15 protein-coding genes are annotated in these 13,281 nt (G+C 74.1%); 8 read left to right on the plus strand and 7 right to left on the minus strand.

The window, feature by feature from the left end; all coding sequences use genetic code 11:
• Positions 1–90: 90 nt before the first annotated feature.
• Genes FZC61_RS23055 through FZC61_RS10220 form a run of 4 tightly spaced genes read left to right on the plus strand, consistent with a single transcriptional unit; the run spans position 91 to position 4,287 of the window.
• Positions 91–1,185, plus strand: a complete 1,095-nt coding sequence (locus FZC61_RS23055) for a hypothetical protein (RefSeq protein WP_170286059.1) — start codon at positions 91–93, stop codon at positions 1,183–1,185.
• Positions 1,179–1,886 carry a hypothetical protein gene (locus tag FZC61_RS10210; protein ID WP_148614066.1) on the plus strand — a complete coding sequence of 236 codons (708 nt, stop codon included), beginning with the start codon at positions 1,179–1,181 and terminating at the stop codon, positions 1,884–1,886. The genes FZC61_RS23055 and FZC61_RS10210 overlap by 7 nt, the downstream gene beginning before the upstream one ends.
• A complete protein-coding gene (locus FZC61_RS10215; protein WP_148614067.1) occupies positions 1,883–3,103 on the plus strand; it encodes a hypothetical protein in 1,221 nt (406 codons plus the stop codon). Before FZC61_RS10210 ends, FZC61_RS10215 begins: the two co-directional genes overlap by 4 nt.
• The gene (locus tag FZC61_RS10220) at positions 3,100–4,287 is read left to right on the plus strand and encodes a benzoate/H(+) symporter BenE family transporter (RefSeq protein WP_148614068.1); all 1,188 of its coding nucleotides are present in this window, start codon (positions 3,100–3,102) and stop codon (positions 4,285–4,287) included. The genes FZC61_RS10215 and FZC61_RS10220 overlap by 4 nt, the downstream gene beginning before the upstream one ends.
• Here the strand turns inward: FZC61_RS10220 and FZC61_RS10225 are convergent.
• The 4 genes from FZC61_RS10225 to FZC61_RS23935 are packed head-to-tail and all read right to left on the minus strand — an operon-like array spanning position 4,284 to position 6,613.
• Entirely contained in the window at positions 4,284–4,760 is a 477-nt protein-coding gene (locus tag FZC61_RS10225; protein WP_211357198.1) for an acyl-CoA thioesterase, read from the minus strand. The genes FZC61_RS10220 and FZC61_RS10225 overlap by 4 nt on opposite strands.
• Positions 4,761–4,811: 51 nt before the next feature.
• Positions 4,812–6,176, minus strand: coding sequence for an HNH endonuclease (locus tag FZC61_RS10230; protein WP_148614069.1), 1,365 nt, complete (start codon positions 6,174–6,176; stop codon positions 4,812–4,814).
• Positions 6,177–6,217: 41 nt separating this feature from the next.
• Positions 6,218–6,457: a hypothetical protein gene (locus FZC61_RS10235; protein WP_148614070.1), complete on the minus strand. Its 240-nt coding sequence runs from the start codon at positions 6,455–6,457 to the stop codon at positions 6,218–6,220.
• A 30-nt stretch (positions 6,458–6,487) separates the two neighbouring features.
• Positions 6,488–6,613 (minus strand): hypothetical protein, encoded by a 126-nt coding sequence (locus FZC61_RS23935; protein WP_281289810.1) that lies wholly within the window; start codon positions 6,611–6,613, stop codon positions 6,488–6,490.
• A gap of 86 nt (positions 6,614–6,699) precedes the next feature.
• Here FZC61_RS23935 and FZC61_RS10240 point away from each other — a divergent pair, with 86 nt between their 5' ends.
• Positions 6,700–7,272 carry a TetR/AcrR family transcriptional regulator gene (locus FZC61_RS10240; RefSeq protein WP_148614071.1) on the plus strand — a complete coding sequence of 191 codons (573 nt, stop codon included), beginning with the start codon at positions 6,700–6,702 and terminating at the stop codon, positions 7,270–7,272.
• Positions 7,269–9,008 carry an FAD-binding dehydrogenase gene (locus FZC61_RS10245; RefSeq protein ID WP_148614072.1) on the plus strand — a complete coding sequence of 580 codons (1,740 nt, stop codon included), beginning with the start codon at positions 7,269–7,271 and terminating at the stop codon, positions 9,006–9,008. Before FZC61_RS10240 ends, FZC61_RS10245 begins: the two co-directional genes overlap by 4 nt.
• A gap of 4 nt (positions 9,009–9,012) precedes the next feature.
• On the opposite strand, the gene FZC61_RS10250 is transcribed toward FZC61_RS10245, so the two are convergent.
• The 3 genes from FZC61_RS10250 to FZC61_RS10260 all read right to left on the minus strand — a co-directional run bounded on the left by FZC61_RS10250 (position 9,013) and on the right by FZC61_RS10260 (position 11,303).
• A complete protein-coding gene (locus FZC61_RS10250) occupies positions 9,013–10,335 on the minus strand; it encodes an OmpL47-type beta-barrel domain-containing protein (protein ID WP_148614073.1) in 1,323 nt (440 codons plus the stop codon).
• A 53-nt stretch (positions 10,336–10,388) separates the two neighbouring features.
• Complete coding sequence (locus FZC61_RS10255) at positions 10,389–10,883, minus strand: hypothetical protein (protein WP_148614074.1); 495 nt, start codon at positions 10,881–10,883, stop codon at positions 10,389–10,391.
• Between the two features lie 132 nt (positions 10,884–11,015).
• Positions 11,016–11,303, minus strand: coding sequence for a DUF1905 domain-containing protein (locus FZC61_RS10260; RefSeq protein WP_148614075.1), 288 nt, complete (start codon positions 11,301–11,303; stop codon positions 11,016–11,018).
• A 24-nt stretch (positions 11,304–11,327) separates the two neighbouring features.
• Between FZC61_RS10260 and FZC61_RS10265 the strand changes: the two genes are divergently transcribed.
• A complete protein-coding gene (locus FZC61_RS10265) occupies positions 11,328–11,813 on the plus strand; it encodes a PH domain-containing protein (protein WP_148614076.1) in 486 nt (161 codons plus the stop codon).
• Positions 11,810–13,267, plus strand: a complete 1,458-nt coding sequence (locus FZC61_RS10270; protein ID WP_148614077.1) for a PH domain-containing protein — start codon at positions 11,810–11,812, stop codon at positions 13,265–13,267. Before FZC61_RS10265 ends, FZC61_RS10270 begins: the two co-directional genes overlap by 4 nt.
• Positions 13,268–13,281 lie beyond the last annotated feature (14 nt).

Here is a 13,281-nt window from a genome sequence, read left to right on the forward strand (position 1 = left end):
GCGGGCACGACCGAGCCGGGTGACCCGGTTCCCGGCGACGTCGGCGACATCGTCGCGGCACTGCGGGGCGACCACGTCCTGCTCAGCGCGATGATGGGCAACGGCGCCACCGCCGAGGTCGACGCTGCCCTGCACGCCAGGCTCGAGTCGGCCTCGATGCCGGTGTTCGTGGTGGTGACCCGCACCCCGCCGGGGTTCGGCGGCTACTCGGTCGACGACGAGCTGGCCAGCCTGATCCACGCTGGACTGGGCCTCGACGGCATCTACTACGTGCACACCTCGCTCGGGGAGGGCCACCTGGCGACCTACGGCGACGTCGACCCCGGGGCGACCAACGACGACACCCTGGTCGCGCTGGCGCGCTACACCGCCCTGGAGCAGGTGCAGAAGGCGGTCGCGGCTGTGAGCCCGGACCTCGAGGTCCCCGCGGTGGCCGAGGCCGCGATCGTGCTCGACATCGCGGCCCGTCCCGGCATCCCCGACTACGAGCAGCCGGTGCTCACCGATGCGCAGGTGGCCGGTTACACGGCCCGGCCGTGGGTCGCGGAGGGCTACGTGTCTGAGGACGACCCCACCTCCCCGCCCAGCGTCGGGCTCAGTGCCGTCGTCGGCGTCACCGTTGCGCTCGTGGTCGCGATCACCTCCTACCGCCTGCTGAACGCGTCCTCCACGGCACGCGGGCGACGCACGGCCCGGGCCGCGGCGGAGCGCGAGCAGGTCGCCACCGCGCGCCGCGACGCGCAGGACGCGGTGGAGGCCCTCGAGCTCGCCCTGGAGCGAAGCGTGTCCGGTCGCGGCGACCTCGAGCGCCGCGAGCGCGCGTCTCGGTGCGCCGACGCCGCCCGCGGACTGCTGAGGTCGACCGACCTGCTGGACCTCGTCGGCGCCGCCGTCCTCGCGCGGACCGGCACCCAGACGCTGCGGTCCGCTACGGATCCCTACCGCTGCTGCTTCATCGATCCCCGCCACGGCCGGGCACTGCACGACGCCGACCTCGTCGGCGGACTCTCGGTCCCGGTGTGTCGCCCGTGCCAGCGTGACCTCCGCGCCGGGCGCAAGCCGGCGCCGCTGTACGACGGCAGCCGGCCCTACTACGAGGGCGACTCGGTGTGGGCCCGCATCGGCTACGGCACCCTGTCCGACGTGCTGTGTGTCGACGTGCGGCGCAGGAGCGCGCGGTGGTGACGCGGCTCGGCACCGGGGCCTCCCACCTGGTCGTGGCCGGCATCCTGGGCCTCGGCACCGGGGCGGCCGCCGTCACCGTCCTGCATCTCCATCCTGCCGACGTGGTCGCCCGGGCCCAGCCGCCGGCCGGGGCGAGCGACCGTCTCGACGAGGCGTTGGCGGCCTTGCGAGCGGACGGCGTCTACGTCGCCCCCGACGGCCGGTCGATGGTCGATGCCGATGGCGAGCAGGCGATCGTCGACGCTGTCGCGGCCAACCCCGTCCCGGTGTACGTGGTCGTCTGGTCACCGGACTACGAGATCGGCCTGAACCGTTACACCGTCGAGGACGTCCTCCAACGCGAGCTCGGAGACGACGACGGTTTCGCCTTCGTCTGGGAGGGCGCTGGGCAGGGCGCGGTCCTCGCCCTCGGTCCCCGCGGCGGGAGCCCCGACTACAGCACGGCCAGTGACTTCGTGGGCGACCCGGCGACGTCCCTGGTCGACGCGGTGTCGTCGGTCAGCGCCGACGACTTCTACACCTACGACGACGACACCGACGGCGACTACTGGGGCGGGCCGGTCGGGGGGTCGCTGGCCGGGCTCCTCCTGGCGTCGGCCATCGTGGGCGGCGTGCTGCTCCTGTCGCGGATCCTCGCCTTCGCCCTCGGGCGACGCCGGTTGCTGCCCGGCGGCTGGACCACACGGGGGGACACGTCGTGAGCCGCACGGACGACGTGGACTCGATCCTTGCCACGATCCACGCAGGCCTGGCCGACGACGGTGTCTACGTCGACCCCAGCCTCGCCCCGGGCGTCTCGGCCGACCAGCTCGAGGCGATCACCGCCCACCTCGCTGCCAACCCGACACCGACCTTCGTCGTCCTCTACCCTCTCGCCGACGGCGACGCGTTCAGCGCCAACCCCCAGGACCTGCTCGCCCGTCTGCATGACGCATACCCCGAGCCGGGTCAGTACCTCTCGACCAGCGAGTACCTCCAGTACGGCGACAGCGGCGGCACCCAGCTCGACGGCCGCGCCTACGGCGTGCCGGGCACGAGCGACGGGCCGATGTACGGCGACGCGTTCCAGGTCGTCTCCGCCGAACAACCTCCGAGCATCGGGGCCGCGGCGGAGCGGCTGACCGCGTTGCTCGCCGCGCCTTCGCAGGATGTCACCCAGGCCCTGTGCGACGCCGACCCCGCGTCATACCAGTGCTCCACGCAGTCGCCCTCGTCGGACGTCGAGGGCCCGGGCGGCTCCGGCGGCGGGGCGGGCACCACCGGGATCGTCGTGGCGCTGGTCGTAGCCGCGGTGCTCGCAGCCGCCGTCGCGGCGGGCGCACGCCGCCGCCGTCGCGCCGACCCGTCGACGTTCGCGCTGCCCGCCTCGGCGGTGGACCGGATCCGCGAGGCGCACGACCGTCACCTCGAGCAGCAGGCCCGCGACGAGCTGCTGGCCCTCGGGGAGCGGATCGACTCGACCGAGATCGGGGGGAAGCACGACCGCGCGGCTTGGCAGGCCGCCCTCGACCACTACGACGCCGCCGGGCGTGCGCTCGAGCTGAGTGAACCTCCCGAGGTGCTCGACGTCGTCGGGGCCATGGTGCTGGCCCGACGCGGTTCTGCCGCGCTTGACGCGGCGGTACGCGGTCGCACCTGGCTGCCGCCCACCACCTGCTACCTCGACCCGATGCACGGCAGCGCCAGCAGCCGGGCGCGGCTGCGGTCGGACGACGGCGGGCAAGGGCCGTACACGGTGCCGGTGTGCACCGCCTGTCAGCGTGACCTGCGGGCCGACACGACCCCGGACGTGCTCGACGTCTTCTACCGGGGCAGGCCCTGTCACTACTTCGAGACCGATGTCGAGCCGTGGGCCTCGACCGGCTTCGGCTCCCTCGACCCGGACCTCGTGTCGGCGTTCCAGCGGACCCGCCGATGACGCAGGCGACGGTGCATCCGGCACCGACGCAGGCCGTGCTGGCCGGGGTGGTGACGTCGGTGGTCGGGTTCACCTCGTCGTTCGCCGTCGTCCTCACCGGTCTCACCGCCGTCGGCGCGTCGCCCGCGGAGTCGGCCTCGGGGCTTCTCGTGCTGACCATGACCATGGGCCTGGGCTCGCTGCTCTTCTCGTGGCGCACCCGGCTGCCCGTCGTCTTCGCGTGGTCGACCCCGGGTGCGGCTCTGCTCGCGGCCGCGACGGTGCCCGACGGCGGGTACGCCGACGCCGTCGGCGCCTTCGTGGTGGCCGGCGTGCTCTACGCGCTGACCGGGCTGGTCAGCCCGCTGGGCGACCTGGTCGCCCGAATCCCGATGCCGCTGGCCAACGCGATGCTCGCCGGGGTGCTGCTGCTGCTGTGCGTCGAGCCGTTCCTGGCGCTGGCCGACCAGCCGGCCGCCATCGCTCCGGTGCTGGCGACCTGGCTGGTGCTGGTGCGAGTGGCGCGGCGCTGGGCCGTGCCGGGCGCCTTCGCGGCCGCGGTGGTGGTGATCGTCGCGAGCGGCTCGCTGGGCGACGTACGCGCCGGTGACCTGGCGCCGACCCTGGCGTGGACGACGCCGTCGATCGACCCGCTGACCGTGCTGGCGATCGGCCTGCCCCTCTACCTAGTGACGATGACGAGCCAGAACATCCCCGGCGTGGCCGTGATGGCGTCGTTCGGCTACACCGCTCCGCTGCGTCCGGCCCTCGGGTTCTCCGGCGCCGTGACGGTCGCGACGGCTCCGCTGGGCGGCTACTCGATCAACCTGGCCGCGATCTCCGCAGCCTTGGCGGCCGGACCCACGGCCGGCGACGACCCGGACCGGCGCTGGGTCGCCGGGGTGTCCTCCGGGGTCACCAACCTGTTCCTGGGCCCGCTGGCCGCCCTCGTCACCACGGCCTCCGCCGTCGCTCCTGCCGGCGTGATCGCCGCGGTCGCCGGGGTGGCGCTGCTGGGGACCTTCGGGTCTGCCGCTGCGGCCGCCCTGGCCGACGAGGGCGCTCGCGAGGCGGCCGCGATCACCTTCGTCGTCGCCGCCTCCGGGTTGACGGTCGCCGGGGTCGGGCCGGCGTTCTGGGCGCTGGTAGCAGGCGGGGTCTACCTGGTCGTCGTCCGGCCGGCCTGGTTGCTGCCGGTGGCCTAGGACGGCGTCGGTGCGCCGCCGTTTGCCGCGTCCCCGCGCAGCTGGAGCAGGCGCGCTCGAAGGTCGTCCGACACCGGGGCCTTGCTGTTGGTCGCGTAGGAGAAGGTGACGATCAGCGACTCGCCGTCGGCCGCGGCCGCGACGTGGCGGTGGCTCACCGCCCGGTAGGACATGACGAACCGGTCGTCGCCGACGTCGCCGATCCGCGCACCGACGGTGACGGTGTCGGGATAGGTCAGCGGGATCCGGAACCGGCAGCTCGCCGAGTGCAGGATCGGCCCGACGTCACCGGACTTCTCGATCGCCCCGAGACCGAGCTCGGCGAAGCACGCGAGGCGGGCAGTCTCGAAGTAGCGGAAGTAGACGACGTTGTTGACGTGGCCCATCGCGTCCATGTCGCCCCAGGCGACGGGGATCTCCACCCGCACCGGGAAGTCGGCCAGCAGGTCAGCGATCCGATGCTCGTGCGTCACCGGGGCAGGTTATCGATCCACGCCGGTTCGGGGCGGGTCGTAGCGGCGTCGTCAGGCCGCGCGGTAGTGCTGGATCACCGACGCGAACCCACGCTCGGGCGCGCTCACGTAGTCGACGCGGGCCGACTGTGGGACAGGAGAGGGTCGGGCTGGTGAGGGGGGCGAGGGCGCTCGCGAGCGGTGGCGGTGGCCGGTGGGGGTGACGGTCTCGACGGCGTGGCGGCCGTCGTCGTCGTCGACGACGCGTTGGCGCCAGCCGGGCGCCTGCTTGGTGTGGTCGCAGGCCTCGCAGAGCCCCTGCAGCTGGTCGGCGTCGGTCGCACCACCGTCGGCCCAGGCGACGACGTGGTCGGCATCGCGGATCGGGGCGTCGCACCAGGGAGTGCGGCAGATGCCCTGGTCGCGGAGCGTGAGGAACTCGGAGAGCCCGTCGGTGGCCAGGCGCTGCCGGGTGCTCATCGCGACGAGGCGGCCGGTGGGGTCGGCGTAGAGGCGGCGCACCCAGGCCTGCACGGCCTCGCTGGCGCGAGCGACGACCTCGCGGGCGACCTGGGCGGGCACGGGGCCCCAGCCAGGCACGGTGGCCGGCTCGTGGCCGGCGCCCACCAGAGTCGCGTCGGACATGACGAGGTCGACGGTGACCGGGACGCCCGCGGCCTCGGACTGCCCGGTGAGTCGCTCGACCAGCAGGTCGGCCATGATCTGTCCGCGGCTGCGGGGGTCGCCCTGGGCGCGCAGCGCCTCGGCCGACTCCTTCAGGTTGGCCCAGCACGCGACACCCTGGACCATCGGGACCAGCCCGGTGAGGTAGGCCATCCCCTCGGGGGCGGGGCGCACGGTGACGTTGCGGTCGCCCACCGCCCGCGCGTGGCGGCGTACGACGCTGGCGGGGTCGAGCGCGTAGGCGCGCTTGGCCACCTCGGCGGCCAGGGCGCGGGTGCCGAGCCCGTCAAGCAGGCGGGCGTCGCCGCACACGCCCTCGTCGACCACGGCCCGGTCGCTGCGCCCCAGTCCCCCGGTCTCACGGGCCACGACCTGGGCCCGGTGTTCGTTGAGCCGGCCCTCGCGCAGGGCGCGGCGGGTGGCGGGCAGGTCGGTGGCGAGGTCCTTGGCCAGCCCGAGCAGGACCTGGCCCCGGTGGGGCGACTCCTGCCGGGCGAGCGCGACCTGGGCGGCGACCCCGCGGCCGCGACGCTGCGAGGGGACCCCCACGGCGGCGTCCTGCTCGCGCACCGAGGCGTCGAGCCCGACGGCGAGGTCGCCCTGGGCAGCGCAGGCCGCCGACTTGAGCTGCTCGAGGGCGGCGAGCAGGGCGACCCGCTCGGCGTCGGCTGCGGTGTCGTGGCCGGCCGGGTCGACGGCACCCTCGACCAGTGCGGCACGGAGGCCGCGGACCTGGTCGAGGAGGGCTGACATGGTCACATCATGTGTCGAACAGGTGTTCGATTGCAAGCGGGCTACGGCGAGGGGTCGTGCGTCTGGACGGCGTTCTCCGCGTCAGCCGCCACGTGCGACCGCCAGACGGCGTCGGCCCAGCGCTGGGTGGCGAGGACGAGGCAGAACGCGATCACCACACCGACCAGGCCGTGGCCGAGACCTGCCCACAGGACGGCGGCGTCGGCGACCACGACAGCGAGCGCCAGCGCCACGAGAGTCGAGGTACGGCGCCGACGCGGACGGCGGTCGGACGGGCGCACCCGGCCACCATCGCACGACCGGGGGCGGCGTCAGCGTGTCAGCAACGAACCGATCGTGACCTCGTCGCGGGCCAACCCGGCCGCCGCGTGCTGTCGATCGGCCTCGTCCGCAGGCAGCGCCGGGTCGGTCGAGGTCATCCCCTGCGGCAGCACCATGAGCCCCACCCCATGCCGGCGACCCTACGACGATCCCATGACACCCAGACTTAGCGAGCATCCACTCGCTAAGTTAGGGTCGGTCCGTGCCCACCCAGCTCGAGCGTCGTACGGCGACCGTGACGCGTCTGCTCGACGCGACCGAGGTCGTCGTCCACGAGCGGGGCTACGCGGCCACGACCGTGGCGGCCGTCTGCGCCGAGGCCGGGGTCAGCCAAGGCGGTCTCTTCCGCCACTTCCCGCACCGCCGGGCCCTGCTGGTCGCCACCGCGGCGCGTGTCGCCGAGCGCCAGACCGCCGACGTCCCGGCCGGTCTCGGCCTGCTCGAATCACTGCGCCACCTGCGCGACCTCGTGCGCTCACGGCCCAACCAGGTCTGGCACGAGCTCGTGCGCGCCGCCCGCACCGACGCCGAGCTGCGTGCCGACCTGGCGCCGGCCCTGCGCGACTACCACCGGCGCACCGGCGCTGCCGTCGCCGCGCTCGCCCCGACCGGCCGGCCCTGGACCGACCGGCACCAGGCCGCGCTGCGCATCGTCGTCAACTACCTCGACGGTGAGGCCGCCGTCGCCCACGTCCTGCCCGACCCCGCCCGTGACGAGGCCACCCTGCGGACCCTCGCCGACCTGCTCCACCCGCTCTTCGAGGAGACCCCATGAGCACCACGCCCCACACCGTGCCCGACACCGCCTTCGAGCCCGACGCGATCGTCGTCGGCGCCGGTCTGGCCGGCCTGGTCGCCACCCACGAGCTCGTCCTGGCCGGCAGGAAGGTGCTCGTGGTCGACCAGGAGAACCGCGCCAACCTCGGCGGCCAGGCGTTCTGGTCGCTGGGCGGGCTCTTCTTCGTGGACTCCCCCGAGCAGCGACGGATGGGCATCAAGGACTCCGTCGAGCTGGCCCTGCAGGACTGGTGGGGCTCGGCCGCGTTCGGCGACTCCGTCGACGAGGGCGGTGACGACTGGGGCCGCCGCTGGGCCCGGGCCTACGTCGAGTTCGCCGCCGGTGAGAAGCGCGACTACCTGCACGCGCTGGGGCTCAGGTCGGTGCCGATGGTCGGCTGGGCCGAGCGGGGTGGCGCCGACCCGCAGGGCCACGGCAACTCGGTCCCCCGCTTCCACCTCACCTGGGGCACCGGGCCCGAGGTCGTGCGGATCTTCGCCGAGCCCGTGCTCGCCGGTGAGGCCCGAGGGCTCGTGCGGTTCGCCTTCCGCCACCGGGTCGACGAGGTCGTCGTCTCGGACACCGAGGACGCCGAGGACGGGCCCAGGGTCGTCGGCGTCCGCGGCTCAGTGCTCGAGCCGAGCCACGAGGCGCGTGGGGTGGCCTCGTCGCGGGTCGCCGTCGACACCTTCGAGCTGCGGGCGCCGGCGGTGGTCGTGACCTCCGGCGGCATCGGCGGCAACCACGACCTGGTGCGCCGGACCTGGCCGACCGAGCGGATGGGCAAGGCTCCCGAGCACCTGATCTCCGGCGTACCGGCCCACGTCGACGGGCGGATGCTGGCGATCAGCGAGGCGGCCGGGGCCCGCGTCGTCAACCGCGACCGGATGTGGCACTACACCGAGGGCATCCACAACTGGGACCCCATCTGGCCCGAGCACGCGATCCGGATCATCCCCGGCCCGTCGTCGTTGTGGCTCGACGCGCACGGCAAGCGCTTCCCCGCACCCAACTTCCCCGGCTGCGACAACCTGCAGACGATGCGCGCGATCCTCGCGACCGGCTACGACTACTCGTGGTTCGTGCTGACGCAGACGGTGATCGAGAAGGAGTTCGCCCTGTCGGGCTCCGAGCAGAATCCCGACGTCACCGAGAAGGACCTCAAGGTGCTGCTGCGCGAGCGCCTGTCGAAGGGCGCCCCGAGCCCGGTGGAGAGGTTCAAGGATCACGGCGAGGACTTCGTCGTCGCCGACACCGTCGACGACCTCGTCGCCGGCATGAACAAGCTCGCCCGCGGCAGCGGCGACCGGCCGGCGCCCGTCCTCGACGTCGCCGAGGTCGAGGCGATGATCATCGCCCGCGACCGCGAGCTCGACAACGGCTTCTCCAAGGACGCCCAGCTCATGCTGGTCGCCAACGCCCGCCGCTCGCGCACCGACAAGGTCGTGCGCGTCGCCAAGCCGCACAAGATCCTCGACCCGGCCCACGGTCCGCTGATCGCCGTGCGCCTCAACATCCTGACGCGCAAGACCCTCGGCGGCATCCAGACCGACCTGTCCTCACGTGCCCTGGGCGCCGACGGCCGGCCTGTGCCGGGCCTGTACGCCGCGGGTGAGGTCGCCGGGTTCGGCGGCGGCGGGGTCCACGGCCACAACGCCCTCGAGGGCACCTTCCTGGGCGGGTGCATCTTCTCCGGGCGGGCCGCCGGACGGGCGATCGCCGCCGGCGACTGACAGCTCAGCCGACAGGTCCTGCGACAACGGCACTGCCGGTGTTGCCGGCGGCGTCGGTCGGGACGGCACGTGCGTAGTAGGCGAAGGCGTCCGTCGAGCTGACCGTCGCCGGCGCCGTCCAGCTGTTGCTCGAGGAGACCGTCACGACCGTCTCCGTGCACGAGCCCCAGATCGGCGGGAGCAGGTTGATGAAGAGCAGCCCGGTCCCCCGGCAGAACGTCACCGTCACCGACGCGGGCTCTGACGTGGTGCCGGTGACCGTGAGGTTGCCGCCGCTCCTGGTGAAGCTGCTGACGGCCACCGTCGGTGCGACCGTGTCCCGCACGACCGTGGCCGTCCCCGAGGCCGTGTTGGGGTTGTCGGCGACGTCGACGGCCGCGGCGGCGGGCACCGACACCGACAGGGTGCCCTGCCCGGTCATCCCGCTGATCGCCACGGTGTACGACGCCCCGGTGCCGCTGACGGCGGCTGTCGCGCCGGTGACGCCCGACAGCACCACGTCGGTGGAGGTGAACCCGGTCACCGCCTCGGAGAAGGTGACGGTGAGCTGCGCCGTCGACGCGTTGGTCGGGTCGGCCTGCCCACCGGCCTTGGCCACGGTGACGGTCGGTGCGGTGGTGTCGAGCCTGACCGTCGTCGAGCCGATGACGCTCACGTTGCCCGCCGCGTCGGTGGCTGCGTAGGTGACCACGCGGGTGCCGTCGCCGCTCACCGAGACCGAGGTGGTCGCGGCGGCCACGGTCGTGACCGTGCCCCCGTCGATGCGGTAGCTGATCGAGGCGACCCCGGCCGGACCGACGTCGGTGGCGGTGAGGGGCACGGTGACCGGGGCGGTGCGCTGGTAGCCGTTGGCGTTGGCGACCGGCGAGACGGAGCCCGCCACGATGCTCGGCGCCGTCGCGTCAGTGGCGAACGCGGCACTGGCCGTGCTGGTGCTGGTCCAGCTCTGCTGGGTCGCGGTGACGACGTAGCGGTGCGTGCCGGTCGGCACGGCCGGGTCGTCGCAGGCCAGCGAGGCGGTGGGGCTCCCGGCGCTGGTGCCGCAGGCGGCCGCGGTGCTGCCGTCGGCCTCGTCGACCCGGACGACGACGTAGGACTGCGCCGCCAGCCCGCCCGAGGTCGTCGCCGCGGTCCACGCGACGTGGACGGTGCTCGACCAGGCCGTGCCGCTCACGGTGACGACGGGGGCGCTGAAGGTGGCGGTCACCGCAGTGCCGCTGCCGAGCCCCGTGGTGCGCCAGAAGGCCCACGCCGGCTGGGTGCAGGTCACGACCGCGAGCACGACGACGCCGAGCAGGACGCCTCGACGCAGCAGGCCGTGGCCCACCCCGCCTCGACGCCCTGCTCGGTGGTCACCGGCTCGGGCCATGGCGTCTCAGGTCAGGAGGCCGCGTAGGCGATCGCGACCGTGGCGCCCTTGCACTGGTCCTGGTTGCTCCCGGCCTTGTTGTTGAAGGCGATCGTCAGGCCGCTCCACGCTCCTTGGGCGGTGCCGGCCGGGACCTCGGCGTTGACCACGGCCGTGCCGCCGACGGTGTAGTCGGTCGCGTCGCACGTGCCGGCGGCGGCACCTCCGGCCTTGCTGACGGTGAGACCGGTGATGGTCACCGAGCCGACGTAGACCGGGCCGCTGTTGGGGTTGTCGAAGGTCCCGCTGAGGGTCTGCGCCGCGACGCCGGGCGCGAGGTTGGTGATGACGGTCGACTGGTTGACCGTGACGGCGGTGTTGGTGCCGGTGGTGACCGTGCCCGAGCCGGTACCTCCCGCCGTCCAGTAGGCGTAGGCGCCACCGGCGGCGGCGACGACACCGACCGCGGTGAGGACGGCGACCCGCCGGCGACGGCGCGGCGGCTTGGGACTGGCGTGCTGGGACATGTGGGTTTCCTCCCCGTAGACCCGACCTCGCTCGTCTGGGGGTCGAGGGTCGGGTGTTGCTACCACCTTCCGCCCGCACCTCCCCGGCCCGCCACGGCCGACGGGGCAGACCCTCATGGCCCGGTTGGGGCATCAGGTCGCGACGATCAGCCTCACCGTCACCACGTCGCCGAGCTCGATCCCCTCGGCGCGGCGTACGGCGTCCTTGACCGGTACGACGTAACCGCCCTCGCGCGGCCACAGCGCGGTCGTGAAGTCGGTCGCGCCGATCCGGCCGGTGACCGGCACCATCCCCCAGCCGTAGGACACCAGGGGCGCGACGTCGGCGAGAGCGGTGCACTCGGGCTCGGGGACGGCCACGAAGTGGTACGGGGAGGGCCCACGCCACGAGAACACCTCACCGCTGAACGCGAGCTCCACGGACCCCACCCTAGGCTCGGGAGCATGTCGGAGTCCGGGACCAGCCTGCGCGACCCCGCCCACCGCGTCAGCCCCCGGGCTCGGGTGATGTGGACCGTGACCGCGGCGACCGAGGGGGCGGTCGCGGTCGCGGTGCTGCTCGTCGCTGTCCTGGCGTGGGAGGTGCCGTGGTGGACGCTGGCGGCCCTGGTCGTCGTGGTGGTCGGGTGGGTGGCGGTCGTGCCGCGGTGGCGCTACCTCGTGCACCGGTGGGAGACCACCGAGACGGCCGTCTACACGCAGACCGGGTGGTGGGCCCGCGAGCGCCGGATCGCGCCGATGAGCCGCATCCAGACCGTCGACTACGCCGAGAGCCCGGTGGCGCGGCTCTTCGGGCTGGCCAGTGTCACGGTGACCACGGCGTCGGCCGCCGGGGCGCTGAGCATCGACGGGCTCGACCGCGACGTGGCACGGCGGCTGGTCGACGACCTGACCCGCCAGGCCGACGCCGTGGAGGGCGACGCCACGTGAGCCTGCCCGTGGCGCCGTCGGACTGGCAGCGCCTCGACCCGCGGATGCTGCTGGTGCACCCGGTGCGCGAGCTGGTCCGCTTCCTGCCCGCGCTGCTCGTCCTCACCGTGGCGGGCTCGGCGTCCAGCGGCCCGCCCTGGGAGCTGCTCGGCGTCGTCGCCGCGGTCGCGGTCGGCATCCTGCGCTACCTGACGACCCGCTACCGCGTGGCGGCCGGGCGCATCGAGCTCAAGCGCGGCCTGCTCAGCAGGCGCATCACCTCAGCGCCGCTCGACCGCGTCCGCACGGTCGACCTCACCTCGTCGGTCATCCAGCGGGTCCTCGGCCTGACCACCCTGCGCATCGGCACCGGGCTGGCCGCGGCCGACGACAGCGACGCGCTCGACCTCGACGGGCTGCCGGTCGACCGGGCGCGCGCGTTGCGGGCCGACCTGCTGCACACCGCCACCGTCGGGGTCCTCGACCGGGCCGGCACGCCGCCCGACGACGGTCGCACGCTGGTCGCGTTCGACCCGCGGTGGCTGCGCTTCGCGCCGTTCACCGGCACCGGCCTCGTGGTCGTCGCCGCGACCATCGGTGGGGCGACCCAGCTGCTCGACTCCCTCGGCGTGTGGCGCGACCTGCGCTCCGACGACCTGCCCGTCACCTCGGTCGTCGGGGTCTGCGTCGCGGCGGCTGCCGGCCTGCTGGTCCTGCTGACGCTGTCGGTGCTGGGCTACCTGGTCACCAACGGCGGGTTCCGGCTGACGCAGCAGGGCGGTGCGTGGCACGTGCGCCGCGGCCTGCTGACCACGCGCGAGACCAGCATCGACGAGGAGCGCCTGGCGGGCGTGTCGCTCGGGGAGCCGCTCGCGCTGCGCCTGACCGGCGGCCGGCACCTGCAGGCGATCGTCACCGGCGTCGACCGCTCCGAGACCGGCAGCTCGACCCTCGTGCCCCCCTCCGACGCCGACGTCGCGCCCCGCGCGGCCGGGCTGCTGCTGGGGCACGACGCACCCGTGGCGGTCGCGCTCACCCCGCACGGCCCGGCAGCGGCGCGCCGACGCTGGACCCGGGCGCTGGTGCCCGTCGTGCCGGTGGTGGCGGCCGCGGTGGTCGTCGGGGTGCGCGAGGGCTCGTGGTGGCTGCTGGTCCCGGCCGGGCTGCTGGTGCTGGGGGCGGCCGCGCTCGCGGCCGACCGGGTCGCCGGTCTCGGGCACGCCCTGTCGCACGGCCACGTCGTGGCGCGCTCGGGCAGCCTCGCGCGCCGTCGCGAGATCCTCGGAGTCGACCACGTCATCGGCTGGAACCTGCGCGCCACCTGGTTCCAGCGGCGTGCCGGCCTCACCGAGCTGGCCGCCACGACCGCCGGCGGCGGCGGGTCGGTCCGGTTGCTCGACGTGCCCGAGGCCGACGCCGTACGCCTGGCCGACCAGGCCCTGCCCGGGTTGGTCGAGCAGTTCTTCCGGGCGTGAGACGGCACGCCGCC

The organism is Nocardioides rubriscoriae, assembly GCF_008087085.1.
GTDB classification, from domain to species: domain Bacteria; phylum Actinomycetota; class Actinomycetes; order Propionibacteriales; family Nocardioidaceae; genus Nocardioides; species Nocardioides rubriscoriae.